The organism is Bradyrhizobium sp. Ken01, from assembly GCF_055807355.1.
This window is the reverse complement of sequence record NZ_JBVVPC010000002.1, coordinates 365,040-386,070: the sequence shown is the minus strand read 5'-3', so window position 1 is coordinate 386,070 and position 21,031 is coordinate 365,040. Positions and strand designations below refer to the sequence as shown.

Here is a 21,031-nt window from a genome sequence, read left to right as displayed (position 1 = left end):
CCCACGTTCGTGACGATCGCGATACGCCCCTCTGACCGGGATGAGGTGGCGGGATGAATACGCTAAAGCCGAATTTCTGTAAAGGCGAATATTTTTGCCCGAGCGGATTGACCTGCCGTTTGGATGTTTTGCCCGACGGGGAACGCGAGGGATTGTAGCCCCGATGAGCGAAGCGACATCCGGGATTCGTGCGAGCGGCGATTCCGGATATCGCTTCGCTCATCCAGGCTACGAAAAGCCGAACTCACGGCCTCCGGCACACCAGATCGATCTCGATCAGTGCGTCGTAAGCCAGTCCGGTGACACCGACGCAGGTGCGGGCCGGCAGGCGGTCCGGCGGAAAGAACCCGCGATAAGTCTCGTTCATCTCGGTGTAGTCTTCCTTGAAACGCGTGAGATAGATGCGTGTCATCACGACGTGTTCGAGACCGAGTTCGACGCCCGCCAGGACCACCTTCAAATTCTCCATCACCGCCCTCGTCTGCGCGACGATGCCGTCGGGCAACACGCCCGGTGTTTGCGGCGTGTCCGGCATCTGGCCGGTGACGAAGACAAAACCGTCGGTCTCCACCGCGTGGCTGAAGGGCGCGACCGGCTTCGGTCCGCCGCTGATCATGTGGAATTTCACTGGGGTTCCTTGTACCGGCGCGTCTCTTAAGGGAAGGTTTGAAACAGGCGCTTGCTGATGATCGCGTGCACGCCCCAATTGCCGTCGACCACCTGCGTGACGCCGAAATCGACGGCGGCCGACATCAGCGCGATCGCCTCGTCCTCGCTCAGCCCCTTCACGTTCATTAGGAAGCGTCGCATCTTGCGAAACGCGTCTTTCATGGCGAGATCGAGCGAGGACTTTGCGTAGACCTCGCTCTGGCCCTGAGCGCCGAACTCGGCGAGGTAGTTGGGATGGCTGAATCCGGTCAGGACCCAGTCGGACTCGGTCTCGATCAGGGGATAAGACAGATCGGCGAAGGGTTGACCGGCAAGGTCGGCCTTCTTGTGCAGGATCACCTCGAACGTTCCGGTCATCGAGCATTCGATCGCGGTGCCGCTCAATTCGCCGTCACCTTGCGTGGCATGGGGATCGCCGACCGACAGCAATGCGCCGGGAACGGAGACCGGAAGATAGACGGTCGCCCCCTTCCCCAAGCGCCAATTGTCGAGATTGCCGCCGAAATAGGACGGCGGCACGGAGTCGATGAAATCGACCTCGCGCGGCGCCACCGCGATCACGCCGAAATGCGGGCGCAAGGGAATGCGGACGCCGTCGAGCACGGCGTGGCGGCGCTTCACCGTGCCGGGCAAGACCGGAACGCCGGGATAGTCATAAGTGGCGTGCACCACGCCAAACGGGTCGGTCTGCGGCTCCCAACGGTAGGAATACAGCGCGCGGGCATGCGGCGCGTCGGTGTCGTCGAAGATTTCGTAGATCGTTACGACCTCGCGCGGCTTCGGCCCCGAAAGAAATTCGTCGTAATGATAGCCCCACCAGGCAGCAACCGAGGAGCCGAACACGCGCCCTGAATGTTCCCGATGACGACTTGCGCGCGGTACGATGTCGAGGATCCGCACTTCCAGCACGTCGCCGGGCTGCGCGTCCTTCACCGACACGGGCCCCGTGCAGATGTGCACGCCAAAGCCTTCGCCGGCGCCGCGCCCGAATATGCTGGCATCCATCGGGCCTGCGCCACGGCGATCAACGTTCTTCCTCGCCTTGGTCCAGCCGAATACGCTTTCGGCGGCCGCATCGCCCGCGATCATCAGCTCTGGATCGTCGGAGGCGTGCTGTGTCAGCGTTTCGATCGTGATGGTATCGCCCGAATTGATCTCCATCTGCGGCTGTAACGCTCGACTGAAATATCCCCAATGAACACGGTTGGCTTCGATCGGAAGATGATGATGCTTGCGTTCGGCCGTTCTCGGCTCATCGATGTCGGTGCGGGCGAGATTGCCGCGCGCCTCGGCGCTCGCCTGGTGCACGCGAAGCTGCGCCAGCGCATCCTGCGGCCAGCCGCGCTGACCAATTATCCCGTGCTGCATCGTCGCCCGCTCCGCTTCCTGCTGGCGAAACTCGCGCGGCGGCAGCCCGAAGCGATGGCGGAAGGCGCGGCTGAAATGCGCGGAATCACCAAAACCATAGGCGTAGGCGATCTCCGAGATCGAACGATGCGCCTCGGACGGATTGGACAGATCGGCCCAGGCGCGCTGCAGCCGCCGCTCGCGCACGTAGTGAGTAAAGTTGTCGCCGACCGTCTCGAACAGCTTTTGCAGATAGCGCTCGGAGATTCCTTCGGCCTGCGCGACGCGCGCCGGCACCAGTTCGGGATCGTCGAGGCGGCGTTCGATGGTCTGGCAGATCCGGTGCAGGAGTGCCGACTGCGTCGCGCTCGATCCGGCGTCCGATGTCGAAGCCGCCAATTGATGGGCGAGCGTCAGCAGAAGATCGACGAGCGACTGCGTGACCGCATTCCATTCGGCATCGCTCAGCGTGTCGAGCGTGCGCGCGGTCGCGTCCATCAAGCGCGCGAAGACGTCGGCAAAGCCGCTGGGCGGAACGACCCTGGGTTCGCCCAGCCGCGGCCTGCCCGAGAGGCGGCCGTGCAGCGCCTCCGACGTCATCGACAGCACGATGGCGCGCATGTCGCGCTGGAACACGATGCTCCAGTCCCCGCTCCGCGGCAGCAGCACGAGATGGCCCACCGGAACGATGCGATGGCCGCCGGCGCTCTTGAGCACCATGCCGTCTTCGACCGGCATCAGCGCTATCGGCAGGTCTTCGTTGGCCTGCGAACGCGGACCGATGGTCTGGGCGCCGGCCGCCATGCGCGTCAGCGCAACGCCTGCGGCGTGGCGATGTGACGCCGTTGCGTGCCCATCCAGGAAGGAATGGCCTGCCGCCGGCTGCAGGCCGACCGCTGCCAGCACGTCCCGCCAGGCTTCGGGGCGGTCGTCTTGCGCGTAGGACTCGCTGGTGAAGGGACGGAAGCTCATTGGATCGACCCAGATTGCAGTGGATCGAAGCAACCTCTGTGCCAGACGCACGCGGTCATCCGTCGCAGCGACGGGCCGTAAATGACGGTCTTTGGTCACGTCCTCATCCCGAAATGGAATGTGCTTCAATGCATCAGTCGCACCGGAAGATGTTCTTGCGGATCGTGCCGTGGACGCCCCAATTGGCATCGACCACCTGGGTGACGCCGAAATCGGCGCCGACCGACAGCAGCGAGATCGCCTCGTCCTCGCTCAAACCGTGCACGGTCATCAGGAACCTCCTGAGCTTGCGGAACGCGTCCCGCATCGCACGGTCGAGGCTCGAGTGATTGGCAATCTCGGTTTGTGCGTCGGCGCCGAGCGCGGCTAGGTAGTTCGGATAGGTGAAGCCGTAGAACGACCAGGCCTGATCGGTCTCCAGCATTGGATGGTCGAGACCTTCGAGGCTGGTGCCGGCGAGATCGGCCTTCTTGTGCAGGACGAACTCGAAATCGCCGGTCAGCGAGGTTTCGATCGCGGTGCCGCCAAGCTCGCTGTCGCCTTGCGCTGCGTGGGGATCGCCGACCGAGAAAAAGGCGCCGGGGACCGCGACCGGATAGAACATCCGCGCGCCCTTGCCGATGCGCCAGTCGTCGATGTTGCCGCCGGTATAGCTCGGCGGGATCGAGCTGACGAAATCGGCCTCCGACGGTGCGAGCCCCATGGTGCCGAAATGCAGCCGTGCCGGCACCTTGACGCTGGCGAGGATGTTCTCGCGCTTCTTGATGGTGGCGTGATCGACGCGCACGCCGGGATAATCGATGGTAGGATGCACGATGCCGTCAGGATCGGTCTGCGGCGTCCAGACGTAGTTGTAGACCGCCTTCGCGCAGGGCTCGCCTGACGTGTCGAGCTCGAAGATGGTGACGACCTCGCGCGGCTTCGGCTCCTCGATCAGATCGTGATAGTGAAAGCCCCAGTTGGCGGCGACGTTGGAGCCGAAGCAGCGCCCGGCATGACAGGCGCTGCAGCTCGGCCGCGGCCTGATATCGAGGATGCGCACTTCGAGGATGTCGCCGGGTTCGGCGCCTTCGATCGCCACTGGACCAGTGAGGAGATGCACGCCGATCCCCTCGCCTGCGCCGCGAATGAAGGGGCCCTCGACAGAACCGGAGCCGCGCCGCGCGACTGCCTTGTGCTCGCGCGTCCACTGGAACACGCTCTCGGCGCCGGGATCGCCCTGGATCATGCGCTCGTAATCGTCGTTGGCGTGGTGGGTCAGCGTCTCGATGGTGGCGCGATCGCCCGAGCGCAGCGTCAGGGCCGGCGCGACCTTCTTGGAGAAATAGCCCCAGTGGACGGTTTTCGGCGAAACCGGCAGCGTGAAATGCTTCATGAGGTGGCCTCTTCTGGAAACGCGGTCTTGAACGTTGCGGGTGCGGCTCTCATCGCACCGCCTCCGGAGTCTTGTCGGTTCCCATCACGCTGAGGAAACGCGCAGTCAGCGGATTGCGGGGGCTGGAGAGAACCTCATGCGCGGGCCCCTCCTCGATGATCGTGCCGCCGCTCAGGAAAGCGACACGGTCGGCGACCTCGTCCGCGAAGCGGATCTGGTGCGTCGAGATGATCATGGTGAGGCCATCATCGATGGCGAGCCGCCGGATCACCTCCAGGACCTCGCTGACGAGCTCGGGATCGAGCGCCGAGGTCGGCTCGTCCAGGAGCAGCACGCTGGGGTTCGGTGCAAGGGCCCGCGCGATGGCGACGCGCTGCTGCTGGCCACCGGAGAGATGCCGCGGCAACGCATCGGCGCGATGCAACAGCCCGACCCGTTCGAGCAGCTCGGCGGCGCGGCGATCGGCGTCGATGCGGGTCATGCCGTGCACCCAGCGCAAGGGCCCCGCGATGTTTTCCTTCGCCGAGAGATGGGCGAACAGATTGAATTGCTGGAACACCATGCCGACGCCCACGCTTGCCCGCTCATTGGCGATCGCGCGTGGCGGCAGCAGCTTGCCGTCGTCGTCAAAACCGAGGCGCCGGCCGCCGACGCGCACGGTGCCTCCGTCCCAGCTTTCGAGATGATTGATGCAGCGGAGCAGCGTGCTCTTGCCGGAGCCGCTTGGCCCGAGCAGTGCGACGACCTCGCCGACGCGCACCGTAAAATCGAGGCCGCCAAGCACCTTTTGCGCGCCGTAGCTCTTGGTGAGGTCCTTGGTCTCGACCGCGATGTTGTTGCGCGAGATCGTTGCCGCACGCCGGGTGCGTTCCTCGCGGGTCAAGGCCAGCGGCGGCGTGTGGGTGAGCTCAGCCTGTGCAGGCACTTGGACGTCGACGGGCGCTGCGGCAAGTTCGAGCTTGGTGGCGAGATCGACGCGGCGCCAAGGCAGATAATCGGCGAGCTTGCGCTGGCGACCTTTGGCGCGGTCGAGATCGAGCAGCCATTCGACGAAAAGCTGGATGATGCTGATGGCAAAGGTCAGCACCAGATACAGCAAGCCCGAGGCGAAGAAGATCGAGAAGAAGTCGAAGGTCGAGGACGCAAGCTGGGTCGAGCGCAAGGTCAGCTCCTGGACCGCGACCACGGAGGCGAGCGACGAATTCTTCAGCGCACTCACGGCCTCGTTGCCGAAGGCCGGGATCATGGTCCTGATCGCCTGCGGCGCGATCACCCGCCACATCAGGATCCGCGGCGTCATGCCGAGCGCCTGGCCGGCGGTCACCTGCCCGCGATCGACGCCGAGCACACCGGCGCGCAGCATCTCGGCGATGAACGGCGCCTCGTTGCAGGCCAGCGCAAGCCCGGCGGCCAGCACCGCCGGCAGCTTGATACCGATATGCGGCAGCGCGTCGTAGGCGAACACCATTTGCAGGATCAGCGGCGTGCCGCGGAAGATCACGGTGTAGGCCCTGGCGATCGCCGCCAGCAGCCAGAAGCGGGAGAGCTGCATGCCGGCGAGGATCAATCCAAGGATCAATCCGCCGCCGAGCCCGAGGGCAGTCACCTCGAGGGTGAGCTCGATGCCCTCGAGCAGATACGGCATGCTCAGGTAATGGAGGAACAGCGACATCAGTCGGCCGTCAGAATGTCAGGCTCCTTGAAGTTGTTCACGTCGAGCCCATGCTTCTTCAGAAGCTCCATATGCGTGCCGGCCTTCTGCACCTCGATCAGGGCTGCGAGCACGGCGTCGCGGAATTTCGGCTTGTCCTTCGGGACGGCGATGCCGACCGAATACGGGATCGTCACCGCGGTCGCCTTCTCCAGCTTGTCCGGATAGGCCTTGACCGCGCTGTCGACGGTGTTGACGTCGTTGACATAGGTGTCGGCGCGGCCGGCGAGGATCGCCTGGATGCAGTTGGCGTTGTTGTCGTAGAGCTGGACGGTCGGCTCGGGCTTGCCGGCCTTCTTGCACTCCGGCATCAGGGCCTGAATCAGGGGCACCTCGACATAGCCGGTGTTCTCGGCGGCAGCGGCGCCGCACATCGACATGTTGATGCCGTTGATGCCCTTGGGGTTGCCTTTGGCCACCAGCACGCCGTCGAACACTTTCGAATAGGTGATGAAGTCGGCGGCTTTGGCGCGCTCCTTGGTGGCGTAGATGTCGGAAATCACGATGTCGGCTTGTCCCGCGGCGAGCGTGGTCAGGAGCGCCGCGAACGTCACCGGCTTGTAGGTTAGCTTGAAGCCGAGGCATTCGCCGATGGCTTCGCCGAGATCGATGTCGAAGCCGATATATTTGCTCGGATCCTTCGGATCGATGGTCTCATAGCCCGGCGTGTGCGGGTTGATGGCGTTGACGAGGGTCTTGCCCTTCCAGTCCGGATATTTGTCCTGGAGCGCGGCGCAGGCCGCAGGCGCCGCAGCCTGCGCGCTCAGGGGCGCGGCTGCCAGCGTGCCGAAACTGACCGCGGCGCCGAGCGCGGCCTTGCGCCAAGACAGCGATGCACGCGCGTTCCCCCGCGCCTGGGGCAATACCGGTCTCTCCATCTCCAGCTCCTTCGAATTGTCATGGCAATGGCCATGTTCCAGATCTCGGAAGCGAGCCTAGGAGGAGAGCGAACCGGAAAGCTTGTCCGCGGGCGTACAAAAAATTGGATGGAAGGAGCCCGCCATTTGGGCAGGCGGCTGCCCAAAAACTATTCGTGAATGCGGACGCCGCAGCGCGCAATTCCGAATTCGGGGAAACCATATGATCTTGCGTGACGCCGCGATCTGCACGATCAGGGAATCATTCGGTGTGGTCGTTTGACAGAGATATGACGATCGAAGGACAGATCTGCGGCCGACATCCGAAGCACATCACTGCCGTCCACAGCCTGTCCGCAGCATACCCACAGCTATATCCACAGGCCGACTATGCCGGATTCGCGAGCCCGCGTGAGCCACTTGCTGCGCACAAACCCACAGGGCCGGTATGTCAGCCGCCGGCCTGATCGAACACGGTGCGGCAAGCCTCACTCAAGCTTGGCCTGTTACGGCGCAGGCAGGCTGTGATCGCGCGAACGTTGGGGATTTCGCCGGCACAGAGCCGGTAGACGTCGGCGGTGCAGGCCCGGCGCTGCTCGGGCGTGCCCTGCTGCGCATGGGCGGCGGAGGCAAACAGCGTCAGGAACAGCCCGACCGTCGAGGCGCGACGCGCCCGGCTTTTCACACCCGCAAACCGCAAGAACCTCGCCTTCATGACCAGTCTCCCGTTCTGCCCTGCCCGCCCGGCCCGTATTGGCCGGTAAGCAACGGGGTAGGAGAATTAAACAGCGGAAGATGTGACCTCCTTCACACTGCAGGCACCCGGCAGGAACCTAATATCCCCAAGGGGATTTTCAGGACTCGCTAACCAATCGGGACCCGATTGGCGGATCGTTAAAATGCGAACGATCGGCTCAACCGGGAAACAAACCGGCTTTGCGACATTGCGCCATCCGCGGTCCGGAGGGTGTGATGAGCGAAGCCGAATTCAACTTGCTGCTGGATGCCGTCCAGGACGCCATGGTCCATGAAGATCTGGCGTTCGTGCCGGGGGAGGATTTCGTGCCGCGCTCGTGGACCTATTACGCGAAGCCCAACGCCTCCGCGAAGCCCAAGGCCGCCAATGATAACGAGGGCGCGTGGCCCCTGCTGCCGTTCCCGGACGGCTGGTACGCGGCCTGCTGAAGCCAATCTCACCGTGAGCCGATGCGCCCGCGTTCCGCGGGCGTTTTGCTATGGGCCCCACGCCGCGAGATTCGGCGTGCCCCGCGATCAGGTCTTGACGCGCTCACCGCCGTCCTGTGGCGCCTGGCCGGGTGCGGCCGGCGGAAAGATGCTGTCATAGATCGCGCGGGCCTCGCGAATGAGGCGGGCCCGCTCCAGCTCGGATTTCGGGACAAATCGGACGATTTCGCTCACGTGCTCTCCAGCGCTCGATCGTTGGGATGCATCACTTCGCAGATGCGAAGACTATGCCAGCGGGCTGAATGGCGGGTTTCCGCCGGGCCCCGGGCAAACCCGGTGTGCACGGACAGCGCGTATCGCCCGCGCGGGCCGATGGCAGCCGCGATGCGATCGAATATTGCTGAGATATCAGGAGCTTGTGATGGAGGCCACGTCGGGACTCGAACCCGAGTAAACGGTTTTGCAGACCGGCGCGTAACCACTCCGCCACGTGGCCCCAACGAGGGCGGAGCAATATAGGGGATCACGGGTTTAGGCAACCCCGACCGGGCAGCTACGCCTTCCCGCCGCCGAGATATCGGAGGAGAATCTCATCGGTCGCGATGTACGGGATCGCTGTCTCCGCCCGCCTCTCGCGGGACAATCGCCCGTACGGATGATCGGGGTCGGAGTCAGGCCCGCTTGCCCCGTCGGACACCGCGCCGGCGGTCCTTCACCGGCGGCTTTGGCGCCAGTTCGGGCATCTCGGTCTGGACCTCGCGGTAGCGGGTTAACATCCGTTCGAAACTGGCATTCAGCGTCTCGGCGATGTCCGGGCGCTTCTCCAGAGTGGAGAGGATCGTCGCTGCGGCCTCGATGGTCGACAGTCCGTCCTTCCGAGGCTCCTTGCGCAGCCGCCCGTAGCGCGATGGCGCGGCCGGGTTGAGGATGACACGCTGGCATTTCAGCATCCAGGGGTTACGCCACCACAGGGCCTTGGCCTGACTCCATGTGCCGTCGAGCAGCACCACACCTTCGAGCTTGCCGAGGCGCGCGCGCTGGTTGTCCGCGACATCGCCCTTGCGGTTGAGCGCCAGGATTTCGCCCTCGGCCTCGAGATCGGTGGCATGCGCCGAGCCGAGATAGAGCACGGCCCAGTGCGAGGCGTTCTCAATCGGTTGCCCCAGCGCCTTGGACAGGCTCGGCCAGGACAAGCCGACCCGCAGCGTGGCACCGGCGAAATGCTTCGCAAGCAGCCGGGCGGTGCCGAGCGCCCTGTCCTGCTCCTGCGGATGCTGAAGGATCAGGAGCGAGAGCCGGTTCTTGATGGGCGTGACGCTGTCGCAGATGCACAGCGGCATCGGCTTCTGACAGTGCGGGCATTCGGGGATCGGATCGGCCGGCGCGGCGGCGGTGGGGTTCGACATGGTCGCCGCTATACGCTCTGCACGGCGGTTCAACAACCCGCCTATTCCGCCGGTGCAGCCAGCGGGCGCGGCTCAGAGCGGCGACGCAGGCGGTCGATCAGCAGGTAGATCACGGGCGTGGTGTAGAGCGTCAGGATCTGCGAGACGAACAGCCCGCCGATGATGGTGATGCCGAGCGGACGGCGCAGCTCCGTGCCGGGCCCGGTCGCGATCACCAGCGGAATGCCGGCGAACAATGCCGCCATGGTCGTCATCAGGATCGGCCGGAAGCGCGCCTGGCAGGCCTCGAAGATCGCCTCGGCCGAAGACAGGCCGCGCTGGCGCTCGGCATCGAGCGCGAAATCCACCATCATGATGCCGTTCTTCTTGACGATGCCGATCAAGAGAATGATCCCGACGAAGGCGATCACCGTCAGCGGCGTGTTGGTGATCTGCAGGGCCAGCAATGCGCCGAGTCCGGCCGAGGGAAGCGTCGAGATGATCGTGAGCGGATGAGCAAGACTCTCATAGAGCACGCCGAGCACGATATACATCGCCACCAGCGCGCCGAGGATCAGGAGCGGCTGGCGGCCGCTGGTCCTGGCGAAATCGCCGGCATTGCCATCAAAACTGCCGCGGATGCCCTCCGGCATGTGCAGTTCCTCGACCGCGCGCTGGATGTTCTGCGTTGCCGCCTGGATCTGGACGTCCGGCAACAGGTTGAACGACACCGTGGTCGATGGGAACGACTGCGAATGATAGACCGCGAGCGCGGCGAGCCCGCGCGTCGCATGTACCACGGCCGACAGCGGCACCTGCGCGTCGCCCGCTGCGGCGACATAGATGCGATCGAGGTTGGAGGGGTCGACCTGGAATTTCGGATCGATCTCCAGCACGGTCATGTACTGGTTGCGCTGGGTGTAGATGATCGAGATCTGCCGCTGCGAGAACGCGTTGTTCAACGCGTTGTCGATGTCCTGGACGCGGACGCCGAGCGCCGAGGCCTTCTGGCGGTCGATCGACAAGGTCAGTTGAAGCCCGCCGGGATCGCGGTCGCTGGACACGTCGGTGATGCCCTCGACACTTTCCATGCGCTTGGCAACGATCGGGGCCCACTTCTGCAACAGGCCAAGGTCGGTGCTGGTCAGTGTGTACTGGTAGTCGGAATCGCTCTGCCGTCCGCCGGCGCGCACGTCCTGGGCGGCGAACATGAAGAGCCGGATGCCGGGAACCGGGAACAGGGCCCGCCTGAGACGGTCGATCACCACCTGGGTCGAGACGTGATCGCGCTCCTCCGGCGGCTTCAGGCTGATGAACATGGTGCCGCGATTGGAGGTCGCGCCACCCGGCCCGCCGCCGCTGCCGACGGTGGAGCCGATGCCAGCCACGGCCGGATCCTGCATCACGATGTCGGCGAGCCGCTGCTGCAGGCTGAGCATGGACTGGAACGAGATGTCGGCCGAGGCGCGCGTCGCCCCGATGACGAAGCCGGAATCGTCGGTCGGGAAATAGCCCTTGGGCACCTTGATATAGAGCGTCACCGTCAACGCAATGGTGGCGAAGAACACCAGCAGCGTCAGCAGCGGATATTCCAGCACGGTGCGCAAGGTGCGCGTGTAGAACGCGACGATGCGCGACAGCGAGCCCTCAATGATCCGGTCGAACAGGGTCGCCGTGCCGGACGTGGTCTGCCGAATATAATGGGCGCAGATCATCGGCGTGACCGTGAGCGACACCAGGGTCGAGACCAGGATCGCGAAGGTCAGCGTCAGCGAGAACTCGCGCAGCAGCCGGCCGACGATGCCGTCCATGAAGATCAGCGGCGTGAAGGCCGCGATCAGCGACAGGCTGATCGATACCACTGTGAAGCCGATCTGCCGGGCGCCGTCCAATGCCGCCTGGAGCGGCCGCATGCCGTGCTCGAGATTGCGGTACATGTTCTCGATCATGACGATGGCGTCGTCGACCACGAAGCCGACGGAGATCGCCAGCGCCATCAGCGACAGATTGTCGATCGAGAAGCCCGCGACCCACATGCCGGCGCAGGTCCCGGCCAGCGCCAGCGGCACCGAGATTCCGGCCGCGATCGTCGGCGTGATCCGCCTTAGGAACACGAACACGACGACCATCACGAGGATGGCGGTCGCCAGCAATGTCCATTGCATGTCCAGTACGCTGGCGCGGATCGTGCTGGTCCGGTCGACCAGGGTGGACACATCCACGCCGGCCGGAATCCATTGCTTCAGCGCGGGGATCAGCGCCTTCACCCGGTCGACTGTATCGATGACATTGGCGTCGCCCTGCTTGGTGATCTGGATCAGCACCGCCGGCTGCTTGTTGAACCAGGCGATGGAACGGGCGTTACGGACGGAGTCCTCAATGTCGGCGACATCGGCCAGCCGGACGAAATTGCCGTTCGAGCTCTTGATGACGATGTCTCGGAACTCTTTCGCCGTCCGCATCTGCCTGTTGAGCGACAGCGTTTCGCTCTGGCGCTCGCCATTGAAAATGCCGACGGGGCCAAGCGGGTTGGCGTTGATGATCGCAGTCCTGACGTCATCGGTGGCAATGCCGGCATTCGACAGCGCCACCGGATTGAGCTGAATGCGCACCGCAGGCTGGTCGGCGCCGCTGATCGCCACGTTGCCGACGCCGGGGACCTGCGAGATGCGCTGCGCCAGCACGGTATCGGCGACGTCGTAGATCGCGCTGGCCGACAGCGTCTTCGAGGTCAGCGCCAGAACGAAGACGGGCGCGCCCGCGGTATTGGCCTTGCGGAAGCGCGGCAGCGTCGGCAAATCGCTGGGCAGGTCGACCAGGGACGCGTTGATCGCCGCCTGCACGTCGCGCGCGGCCTTGTCGATGTTGCGGCCGATGTCGAACTGGAGCTGGATGTTGGTCGTGCCGAGCGAAGAGGTCGAGGTGATCTGGTTGATGCCCGCAATCTCGCCGAGCCGACGTTCCAATGGCGAGGCGACCGTCGCGGCCATCACGGACGGGTCGGCGCCGGGACGACTGGCAGAAACGAAGATGGCGGGGAAATCGACGTTCGGGACCGAGGCGACGGGGAGGAACTCGTAGGCCACGATGCCCAGCAGGAACAACCCGATCGACAGCAGCGTGGTCGCGACCGGGCGGCGGATGAAGGGCTCCGAGACCGATGCCATCACTGCATCCCCTCGGTCGCGCCCGCGACCGGCGGCCCGCCGGGTTCGGCCGGCGGCAGCGCCTGCTCGAGGCGGCGGTTGATGCGGTCGAGCGCCAGGTAGATCACCGGCGTGGTGTAGAGCGTGAGCAGTTGGCTGAGCAGCAGGCCGCCGATGATGGAGATGCCGAGCGGAAAGCGCAGCTCGGCGCCGGTGCCGCTCTCGATCGCCAGCGGCAGCGCGCCGAACAGGGCGGCCAGCGTCGTCATCATGATCGGACGGAAGCGCAGCAGACAAGCCTGCACGATGGCTTCGTTGGGCGACATCCCCTGCCCGCGCTCGGCCTCGAGCGCGAAGTCGATCATCATGATCGCGTTCTTCTTGACGATGCCCATCAACAGGATGATGCCGATCAGCCCGATCACCGAGAGGTCCTGCCCGCACAGGATCAGCGCCAGAATCGCGCCTACGCCTGCCGACGGCAGGGTCGAGAGGATCGTGATCGGGTGGATGTAGCTCTCGTAGAGCACGCCGAGCACGATATAGATCGTGATCACCGCGGCGAGCAGCAGCCAGGGCTGGCCGGCGAGTGCCTTGGCGAATTCGGCAGCATCGCCGGCATAGACGCCGACGATGCTGTTGGGCATCTCGATCCGGGTCTCGATGGTCTTCACGGCCTCGACGGCATCGCCAAGCGCCGCGCCCGGCGCGAGGTTGAAGCTGAGCGAGATCGACGGGAATTGCGCCTGGTGCGAAATCGCGAGCGGCGCGGTGGTGCGGGTCAGCGTCGCCACGGCGGAAAGCGGCACCTGTGCGTTGGGCGCACCTGCGGTCGCGCTCGCCGCGCCCGGCAGATAAAGCTTCGACAGGATCGAGGGATCGCGCTGGTACATCGGCAGCGCTTCCAGCACCACGCGGTACTGGTTGGCCTGGCCGTAGATCGTCGATATCTGGCGCTGCGCAAACGCGTCGTTGAGCGTGTCGGTAATGCCCTGGAGGCTGACGCCGAGCTGGCCGGCGCGGGTGCGGTCGACCGTGAGCTGCGCCCGCAGACCGCCTTCCTGCGCCTCCGAGGAGACGTCGCGGAACAGCGGATCGCGCCGCATCTCCGCAACCAGCTTGCGCGCCCATTCCGACACCAGGGCCGCGTCGGTGCCGGTCAGAGTGTACTGGTATTGCGAGCGGCTCGACTGGGTCGAGATCTGCACGTCCTGCACCGGCTGGAAGTAGACGGTCATGCCGGGGATGGCCGACACCCTCTCCTTCAGCCGGGTGATGACGACGCTGACATCGTCGCGCCGCTCGCCGCGAGGTTTCAGCGTCATGACAAGCCTGCCGACATTGGTGGTCGGATTGACCGACCCTGCCCCGATCACCGAGACCACGCCGGTCACGTCAGGGTCGGCCTTGATGGCGTCGGCCGCGGCGGCCTGCCGCTTCTGCATCTCCGCGAACGACACGTCCGGACCGGCTTCGGTCACCGCCGTGATCGAGGCGGTGTCCTGCAGCGGCAGGAAGCCCTTCGGCGCGACGACATAGAGCGCCAGGGTCGCGATCAGCGTGACGAAGGTCACGACCAGCGTCGCGCGCTGGCGCTCCAGCACCCAGAGCAGCGTGCGGTGATAGAACCCGACGGTGCGGTCGATGAAGCGGCTGACCGCGGCAAGACCCGGCACGGCCAGCTCTTCATGGGCATGCTTGAGCAGGCGCGAGCACATCATCGGCGTCAGCGTCAGCGACACCACGGCCGAGGTCACGACCGCGATCGTCAGCGTCAGCGCGAATTCGCGGAACATGCGGCCGACGAGGCCCGACATGAACAACAACGGGATGAACACCGCAATCAGCGAGACCGTCAGGGAGATCACGGTGAAGCCGATCTCGCTGGCGCCCTTGAGCGACGCCTCCATCGCGCTGTCGCCGTTTTCCATGTGGCGGACGATGTTCTCGATCATCACGATGGCGTCGTCGACGACGAAGCCGGTGCCGATGGTGAGCGCCATCAGCGATAGATTGTCGAGGCTGAATCCGGCGAAATACATGATGCCGAAGCTGGTGATCAGCGACAGCGGTAGCGCCACCCCGGCGATCAGCGTGGCGCGGAGCGAACGCAGGAACAGCAGCACCACCAGCGTCACCAGCACGACGCTCAGAATCAGCGTGAACTGCACGTCGCGCACCGAGGCACGGATGGTGACGGTGCGGTCGGAGACGATGGTGAGGTTCACCCCGGCCGGTATGGCGCGCTGGACCTTCGGGATTTCCGCGCGGATCTGGCTGACGACGTCGATCACATTGGCGCCGGGCTGACGCTGGATGTCGATGATGACGGCCGGCGAGCCCTGGTACCAGCCGCCGGTGCGATCGTTCTCGAGGCCGTCGACAATCTGCGCGACGTCGGCGATGGTGACGGGAGAGCCGTTGCGGTAGGCGATGATAACAGGCTTGTAGGCGTCGGCGGCGGCGATCTGGTCGTTGGCGGCGATGATGTAGGATTGCTGCGCGCCGTCGAGCGAGCCTTTCGGCCCCGAGACGTTGGCATTGGCAATCGCAGTGCGCAGATCCTCCATCGCGATGCCATAGGCTGCTAACCGCGCCAGATCCGCCTGAATGCGGACGGCCGGCTTCAACCCGCCGAGCACCGAGACGCGACCGACGCCGGAAATCTGGCTCAGCCGCTGCGCGAGAAGCGTGTCGGCGATGTCGCTCATCGCCCGCAACGAAATCGTGTCGGAGCGTAGCGCCAAAGTCATCACCGGCGCATCGGCCGGGTTCACCTTGGCGTAGGTCGGCGGATAAGGCAGCGTCTTCGGCAGCACGCCGGCCGCCGCATTGATCGCGGCCTGGACATCCTGGGTGGCGCCGTCGATGTCGCGATTGAGATCGAACTGGAGCGAGATCTGGCTGACGCCGAACGAGCTGGTCGAGTTCATCGCCGACAGCGACGGGATCTGGCCGAGTTGCCGCTCCAGCGGCGCGGTGATCAGTGAAGCGATCACGTCGGGGCTCGCGCCGGGCAATTGCGTCGTCACCTGCACGGTCGGGAAATCGACCTGCGGCAGTGCCGAGACCGGCAGCGCGAAATAGCCCAGCAGCCCGCCGATCAGAAGCGCGATGCCGAGCAACGAGGTCGCGATCGGCCGTCGGATGAAGGGTTCGGAGACGCCCATGGGATGCGCCTGCCGCTCAGGCGGCTGTTGTCGGGATCATGGCTGCCTGGCTCCACTTCCCGATGCGCCCGGACTTGACGGAGGCCCTGGTGCCGGTCCGGTCTGGCCCTTCTGGTCGCCTTCGCTGCTCTTGCGTTTGGCGCGGAACTCGCCGTCCTTATCTTGTCCGTCCTTCTGGCCGTCTTTTGCGCCATCCTTCTTCTGACCATCCGGCCCGCGCGAGCGCTTGCGCGGCGCGAGATCGGCCGACGGGGTCTGGTCGTCGCGGCCGATGACGACCTTGGAGCCGTCGGATAAATTGGCAAACCCCGTCGTGACGACCTTGTCGGTCGCCGACAGGCCGCTGGCGATCACGGCGTCATGCTCGTTCTGCTGCGTCACCGTCACGGGCTTGGCCGCGACCACGTTATCCTCGCCGATGACATAGCTGAAGGTGCCGATCGGGCCGCGCTGCACCGCCGACGTCGGCACCACCAGCGCCTGCGTCAAGGTCTCGACCTTGAGGCGGACATTGACGAACTGGCCGGGCCAGAGCTGGTAGTTGGCGTTGGGGAATTCGGCCTTGAGCCTGAGCGTGCCGGTGGTCTGGTCGACTTGGTTGTCGATGCCGGTGAGCTTGCCGGTGTCGATCACGGTGAGGCCGTCATTGCCGAACACATCGACCGCGAGTGGGCCCTTCGACGCCGCGGCGTTGACCCGCATGATCTGCTGCTGCGGCAGGCTGAACCACACCGCGATCGGCTGCAATTGCGTGATCACCACGAGGCCAGTGGTGTCGGAGGCATGGATGATGTTGCCCTGGTCGACCTGGCGCAGGCCGGCGCGGCCCGAGATCGGCGCCACGATCTTGGTGTAGCTCAGCGTCGCCGCCGCATTGTCGATCGCCGCCTGGTCGGCCTTGACCAGCGCCTCGGTCTGCGCGACCAGCGCGCGCTGGGTGTCGGCCTGCTGCTTGGATCCGGCGTTGGACGCCGCGAGCTGCTCGTAGCGCGTGAGGTCGATGCGCTGGTTGGCGAGCTGGGCCTGGTCCTGCGCCTTTTTGGCGACGGCCTGATCGTACGTCGCCTGGTACAGCGCGGGGTCGATCTCGCCGACCACGTCGCCCTTCTTGACGTCCTGTCCCTCGGTGAAATTGACCGCGATCAGCTTGCCGTCGACCTGCGAGCGGACGGTCACGGTATTGAGCGCGCGGATCGCACCGACGCCGTCGAGATAGACGGGAACGTCCTGGACGCGGGGCGTCGCCGCCAGCACCGGCACCGGCAGATCCGGCCGTTGATTGCGGCCGTTCGCCTGCTGCGGCTGCTGGTGCCAGGTGGTCCAGCCGTAATAGCCGAGCCCGCCGAGGATCGCGAGCGTGATCAGGGTCATGAGGAAGCCGCGCCCGCGCGACGTCTTCGCCGTCCCCTCATCCGCGCCTTGCTTGATATCCGGCTTAAAGAGCATTGACCGGTTTCTCCATCCTCGGCTCCCAGCCGCCGCCGAGCGCCTGATACAGGCTGACGATAGCAAGAAGGCGGGCAAGTTGCGCCTGCGACAGCGCGTCTTCCGCCTGGAACAGGGTTAGTTGCGTATTGAGCACGGTGACGATGTCGGCGGTGCCCGCGCGCAACTGCTGCTCGGAGAGATCGAAGGCGCGGCGGGAGGCGTTGAGGACGTCACGCTGCAATTGCAGCCTGATCGTGGTCTGCTTGATCGAGAACAGCGCGTTGTCGACATCGGCAAAGGACTGGATGATGGTCTTGCGGTAAGTCTGCAGCAATTCGTCCTGCCGCGCCTTGGCAAATTCGAAATTGCCGAGGATCTTGCCACCGTCGAAGATCGGCTGCGTCGCGCTGCCGACGAGCTGGAAGAACGCCGCATGCGGCTGGAACAGCGAGACCAGGGCCGAGCTCTGATAGCCGCCATTGCCGGTGAGCTGGATGGTCGGAAAGAACTGCGCGCGGGCATTGCCGACGTTCGCTGTCGCGGAGGCGAGCTGGGCCTCCTGCCTGCGGATGTCGGGCCGCTGCGTCAGGAGCTCCGACGGCAGTCCCGGCGTCACGCGGGGAATCGCGATCCGGTTCAGCGAGCCGCCGAGCACGCGCACGCTCTCCGGCGGCCGCGACACCAAAACCGCAAGCGCATTGACGTTCTGGTCGAGCGTCTGGCGCAGCGGCGGCACCAGTGCCTTCTGGTTTGCGAGCACGCTCTCCTGCTGGGCGACGTCGAGGTCGGTACCGGTGCCGGCTTTGCGCCGTTCCCTGACGGCATCAAGGATGCGCTGCGCGCTCGCGATGTTGCGCTGTGAGGTCCTGATGCGATCCTGCGAGGCCAGCACCTGGAAATAGGCGTTAGCCACACCCGCAAGCGTCGTCAGCGCAACGACGTCGCGATCGAAACGGTTGGCATGCGCCGTTTCTTCCGCGGTCTGGAGTGCGTCCCGGTTCTGACCCCAGAAATCGAGCTGGTAGCTCGCGCTTAGCGAAGCCTGGTAGTTGACGACCTCACGGCCGCCATTGGTGAGCCCCGAGGCGGAGGAGCCGGAGGTGCGCGAATAGGCCTCCTGCCCGGTGCCGGAAAGGCTCGGCAGCAGCGCCGCACCCGCCTGCCGGGCCTGGGCGTCGGCTTGGACGATGCGCGAAACGGCGGCGGCAATGTCGAGATTGACGGTCTGCGCCTCTTCCATCAGCTGCGTCAGCTCTGCGGAGCGGAAGCTGCGCCACCAATCCAGCGAGGGCGGCGCATCGCCCTTCCCGGCGTATTTGTATTGCGTGGGAACGTCGAGCGCGGGATCCGGAAGATCCTGCGTCAATACGCAAGCGCCCGAACCGGCCGCGAGGCAAGCGACCGCAAGCCAGCGCGCCGCACGTCGCGTCCGGGACGCGGCGCCTGGAGACCGCCGCACGGCGATCGCAGGAACATCCTGTGTCACACAGACCCCCCGCCGGGCAGATCGAGCCGCCACGGCGCAGCCGGAGTAACCGATTCGCGGCGGCACAGTCGGGGGGCTTTGGACAACTCGTTCACGGAGGTGATGCTTTCTGCGGAACCTGTCGCCCATACTAGCCGGGCGCGCAACTGCGGGACAGTCCCGCACTTGCGAGATGCCCGCCAAAGCACGACTATTTTAGAACGAAGAAAATACAAAAGGATGCTGTCCTGCAGGCGGTTCTTGAATTTCAGGGCCGTTCCTGAGTGCGCTCGAGCTTACCAAGGTTTCATGTGATATTGCCGCCACACCGACGCCAATCCCCTTCAATCCGCCTGCACCGCTCGCGACGCGGCTTCAGTCCGGTCTCGAAACCGGGCCCGGCCACTCTCGCGAGGTTGTCCAGTATCCGAAACGAATAGGCGTTCATCGCGCCGATATTGTTGACCGCCTCTCGCGTACCATCGGCACTCTTCGACGGCGACGCCTCTCGACGACGCTTACCTTCCATGTTTTGGCGGAGGCCGGCCACATCCTCCTACCGATATCCCGCGACGTAGCACAGCAGCAGCAGCGGCGATCTCTCCTTCCAATTTTCACTGCTTGCGGGCATTTTCGCCGCAGCGCAAAAGCCTTCCCCTTTGACCGCCCAAGCACTAGGTTCTGGCCAACCTGATCAACCCCTTTGCCAGTGATTTCCCCTGATATGACCATCAAAAAAGACGTTGTCGAAGCCATCGGCAACACCCCGCTGATCAAGCTCAAGCGCGCCTCCGAACTGACCGGCTGCACCATCCTGGGCAAGGCCGAATTCATGAATCCCGGCCAGTCGGTGAAGGATCGCGCCGGCAAATGGATGATCCTGGAGGCCGAGAAGCGCGGCGAGCTCAAGCCCGGCGGTCTTGTGGTGGAATCGACCGCCGGCAATACCGGCATCGGCCTCGCGGTCGTGGCCAGCGCGCGCGGTTACCGCACGCTGATCGTGATCCCGGAGACGCAGAGCCAGGAGAAGAAGGATTTTCTGAAGCTGTGCGGCGCCGAGCTGCTGGAATCACCGGCACTGCCCTATTCCAATCCGAACAACTACCAGCATGTCGGGCGCCGCCTTGCCGACGAGCTGCGCAAGACGGAGCCCAACGGCGTGCTGTTCGCCGACCAGTGGAACAACCTCGACAATGCGAAGGCGCATTACGAGTCCACAGGTCCCGAGATCTGGGAGCAGACCGGCGGCAAGATCGACGGTTTCGTCTGCTCCGTCGGCAGCGGCGGCACGCTGGCCGGCACCAGCCGCTTCCTGAAAGTGAAGAGCAAGGACGTCAGGATCGCCTGCGCCGACCCGCACGGTGCCGGCATGTATGAATATTTCAGAACGGGCGACGCCAAGGCGACGCCGGGCGGCTCGATCACCGAGGGCATCGGCCTCAACCGGGCGACCGCAATCGTGGAGAGCGCAAAGGTCGACGACGCCTATCTCATCCCCGATGCCGAAGCGGTGACGGTGATCTACGAACTCCTCCAGCACGAAGGCCTGTGCCTCGGCGGCTCGACCGGCGTCAACGTCGCCGGCGCGATGCGTCTCGCAAAACAGCTCGGGCCCGGCAAGACGATCGTCACCATGCTCTGCGATTCCGGCAGCCGTTACCAGTCGAAGCTGTTCAATGCGGACTTCATGCGCGCCAAGAGCCTTCCCGTGCCGGAATGGCTGGAGAAGCGCAGCAACATCAAGCTGCCGTTCGTCTAGCCCCAGGTCGGTCGCGACGATCCCTGCGACACCCGCCCGAGGCGCTCGTTCGATAGCGAAGGTTTGATCGCGCGCGTGCGCGGCGGGAGGGGAGCGCCGTAGGAGCCTTCGCTGTCGCCGCTCGGCCAGAACATGAGCGCGAGCATCAGCCCGAGGTTGACCAGCGCGCCGACCGCCGTCGCCTGGTGCTCCTGCCCGATCGCCCAGGCCGGAAACCGGCCCGCGACGACATGGTCGACGATCACGAGCGCGAACCAGGCAGGCACCACGCAGACCGGATCCCAACCGATGTCGCGGATGCGCATCGATTGCAGCGTGAAGGTGGCAACCCCGAAGAAGATGATCGCGGCGATCATCGCCCAGCTCCTGGTGAGATCTTCAGGCCGGATCGCGCCGGGCGAGGTGTTGCGCAGCACCGCCGTTGCGATCGCAAAGCAGATTGCCGTCATCACGATGGCAAGCGCGACCGTGGCGAGGAAGAAATGCAATCGCCCGAGCCGGGCGTTCAAGCCGAAGACGAAACCAAGCATTGGCGCACCCTTTTTGGCGCCATATGCCAAGA

The 21,031-nt window shown here is 65.0% G+C and carries 15 protein-coding genes and 1 tRNA gene; 2 read left to right on the top strand and 14 right to left on the bottom strand.

Features of this window, described 5'->3' with window-relative positions; all coding sequences use genetic code 11:
• Positions 1 to 244 precede the first annotated feature (244 nt).
• From AC0L3S_RS03900 to AC0L3S_RS03875, 6 genes are all read right to left on the bottom strand, one after another.
• Positions 245 to 628 (bottom strand): RidA family protein, encoded by a 384-nt coding sequence (locus AC0L3S_RS03900; RefSeq protein WP_473278129.1) that lies wholly within the window; start codon positions 626 to 628, stop codon positions 245 to 247.
• 26 nt (positions 629 to 654) lie between these two features.
• Complete coding sequence (locus AC0L3S_RS03895) at positions 655 to 2,988, bottom strand: acetamidase/formamidase family protein (protein ID WP_473278128.1); 2,334 nt, start codon at positions 2,986 to 2,988, stop codon at positions 655 to 657.
• Between the two features lie 133 nt (positions 2,989 to 3,121).
• On the bottom strand, positions 3,122 to 4,363 hold the full coding sequence (locus tag AC0L3S_RS03890) for an acetamidase/formamidase family protein (RefSeq protein WP_473278127.1): 1,242 nt from the start codon (positions 4,361 to 4,363) through the stop codon (positions 3,122 to 3,124).
• A gap of 49 nt (positions 4,364 to 4,412) precedes the next feature.
• Entirely contained in the window at positions 4,413 to 6,035 is a 1,623-nt protein-coding gene (locus AC0L3S_RS03885) for an amino acid ABC transporter permease/ATP-binding protein (RefSeq protein ID WP_473278126.1), read from the bottom strand.
• The gene (locus AC0L3S_RS03880) at positions 6,035 to 6,952 is read right to left on the bottom strand and encodes an ABC transporter substrate-binding protein (RefSeq protein WP_473261336.1); all 918 of its coding nucleotides are present in this window, start codon (positions 6,950 to 6,952) and stop codon (positions 6,035 to 6,037) included. The genes AC0L3S_RS03885 and AC0L3S_RS03880 overlap by 1 nt, the downstream gene beginning before the upstream one ends.
• A gap of 430 nt (positions 6,953 to 7,382) precedes the next feature.
• A complete protein-coding gene (locus AC0L3S_RS03875; RefSeq protein WP_473261339.1) occupies positions 7,383 to 7,646 on the bottom strand; it encodes a hypothetical protein in 264 nt (87 codons plus the stop codon).
• Positions 7,647 to 7,903: 257 nt separating this feature from the next.
• Here AC0L3S_RS03875 and AC0L3S_RS03870 point away from each other — a divergent pair, with 257 nt between their 5' ends.
• Positions 7,904 to 8,116 (top strand): hypothetical protein, encoded by a 213-nt coding sequence (locus AC0L3S_RS03870; RefSeq protein ID WP_473261341.1) that lies wholly within the window; start codon positions 7,904 to 7,906, stop codon positions 8,114 to 8,116.
• A gap of 87 nt (positions 8,117 to 8,203) precedes the next feature.
• Here the strand turns inward: AC0L3S_RS03870 and AC0L3S_RS03865 are convergent, their stop codons facing one another.
• The 7 genes from AC0L3S_RS03865 to AC0L3S_RS03835 all read right to left on the bottom strand — a co-directional run bounded on the left by AC0L3S_RS03865 (position 8,204) and on the right by AC0L3S_RS03835 (position 18,704).
• A complete protein-coding gene (locus tag AC0L3S_RS03865; protein WP_473261343.1) occupies positions 8,204 to 8,350 on the bottom strand; it encodes a hypothetical protein in 147 nt (48 codons plus the stop codon).
• 188 nt (positions 8,351 to 8,538) lie between these two features.
• Positions 8,539 to 8,612 (bottom strand) — tRNA-Cys (locus tag AC0L3S_RS03860).
• Between the two features lie 175 nt (positions 8,613 to 8,787).
• Positions 8,788 to 9,522, bottom strand: coding sequence for a tRNA-uridine aminocarboxypropyltransferase (locus AC0L3S_RS03855; RefSeq protein WP_473261392.1), 735 nt, complete (start codon positions 9,520 to 9,522; stop codon positions 8,788 to 8,790).
• A 41-nt stretch (positions 9,523 to 9,563) separates the two neighbouring features.
• Positions 9,564 to 12,668: an efflux RND transporter permease subunit gene (locus AC0L3S_RS03850; RefSeq protein WP_473278125.1), complete on the bottom strand. Its 3,105-nt coding sequence runs from the start codon at positions 12,666 to 12,668 to the stop codon at positions 9,564 to 9,566.
• Complete coding sequence (locus tag AC0L3S_RS03845; protein WP_473278124.1) at positions 12,668 to 15,817, bottom strand: efflux RND transporter permease subunit; 3,150 nt, start codon at positions 15,815 to 15,817, stop codon at positions 12,668 to 12,670. Before AC0L3S_RS03845 ends, AC0L3S_RS03850 begins: the two co-directional genes overlap by 1 nt.
• A 36-nt stretch (positions 15,818 to 15,853) precedes the next feature.
• Positions 15,854 to 17,263 (bottom strand): efflux RND transporter periplasmic adaptor subunit, encoded by a 1,410-nt coding sequence (locus AC0L3S_RS03840; protein WP_473278123.1) that lies wholly within the window; start codon positions 17,261 to 17,263, stop codon positions 15,854 to 15,856.
• Positions 17,253 to 18,704, bottom strand: coding sequence for an efflux transporter outer membrane subunit (locus AC0L3S_RS03835; RefSeq protein ID WP_473278137.1), 1,452 nt, complete (start codon positions 18,702 to 18,704; stop codon positions 17,253 to 17,255). Before AC0L3S_RS03835 ends, AC0L3S_RS03840 begins: the two co-directional genes overlap by 11 nt.
• A gap of 730 nt (positions 18,705 to 19,434) precedes the next feature.
• On the opposite strand from AC0L3S_RS03835, the gene AC0L3S_RS03830 reads away from it, so the two are divergent.
• Positions 19,435 to 20,469 (top strand): cysteine synthase A, encoded by a 1,035-nt coding sequence (locus tag AC0L3S_RS03830; protein ID WP_473278122.1) that lies wholly within the window; start codon positions 19,435 to 19,437, stop codon positions 20,467 to 20,469.
• Here the strand turns inward: AC0L3S_RS03830 and AC0L3S_RS03825 are convergent.
• Entirely contained in the window at positions 20,466 to 20,999 is a 534-nt protein-coding gene (locus tag AC0L3S_RS03825) for a DUF805 domain-containing protein (protein WP_473278121.1), read from the bottom strand. The genes AC0L3S_RS03830 and AC0L3S_RS03825 overlap by 4 nt on opposite strands.
• Positions 21,000 to 21,031 lie beyond the last annotated feature (32 nt).

Bases quoted from the DNA above. Each gene is read 5' to 3' on its own strand.
- AC0L3S_RS03895 (WP_473278128.1), bottom strand. From the start codon at position 2,988: ATGAGCTTCCGTCCCTTCACCAGCGAGTCCTACGCGCAAGACGACCGC.
- AC0L3S_RS03890 (WP_473278127.1), bottom strand. From the start codon at position 4,363: ATGAAGCATTTCACGCTGCCGGTTTCGCCGAAAACCGTCCACTGGGGC.
- AC0L3S_RS03885 (WP_473278126.1), bottom strand. From the start codon at position 6,035: ATGTCGCTGTTCCTCCATTACCTGAGCATGCCGTATCTGCTCGAGGGC.
- AC0L3S_RS03880 (WP_473261336.1), bottom strand. From the start codon at position 6,952: ATGGAGAGACCGGTATTGCCCCAGGCGCGGGGGAACGCGCGTGCATCG.
- AC0L3S_RS03875 (WP_473261339.1), bottom strand. From the start codon at position 7,646: ATGAAGGCGAGGTTCTTGCGGTTTGCGGGTGTGAAAAGCCGGGCGCGT.
- AC0L3S_RS03870 (WP_473261341.1), top strand. From the start codon at position 7,904: ATGAGCGAAGCCGAATTCAACTTGCTGCTGGATGCCGTCCAGGACGCC.
- AC0L3S_RS03855 (WP_473261392.1), bottom strand. From the start codon at position 9,522: ATGTCGAACCCCACCGCCGCCGCGCCGGCCGATCCGATCCCCGAATGC.
- AC0L3S_RS03850 (WP_473278125.1), bottom strand. From the start codon at position 12,668: ATGGCATCGGTCTCGGAGCCCTTCATCCGCCGCCCGGTCGCGACCACG.
- AC0L3S_RS03845 (WP_473278124.1), bottom strand. From the start codon at position 15,817: ATGGGCGTCTCCGAACCCTTCATCCGACGGCCGATCGCGACCTCGTTG.
- AC0L3S_RS03840 (WP_473278123.1), bottom strand. From the start codon at position 17,263: ATGCTCTTTAAGCCGGATATCAAGCAAGGCGCGGATGAGGGGACGGCG.
- AC0L3S_RS03830 (WP_473278122.1), top strand. From the start codon at position 19,435: ATGACCATCAAAAAAGACGTTGTCGAAGCCATCGGCAACACCCCGCTG.
- AC0L3S_RS03825 (WP_473278121.1), bottom strand. From the start codon at position 20,999: ATGCTTGGTTTCGTCTTCGGCTTGAACGCCCGGCTCGGGCGATTGCAT.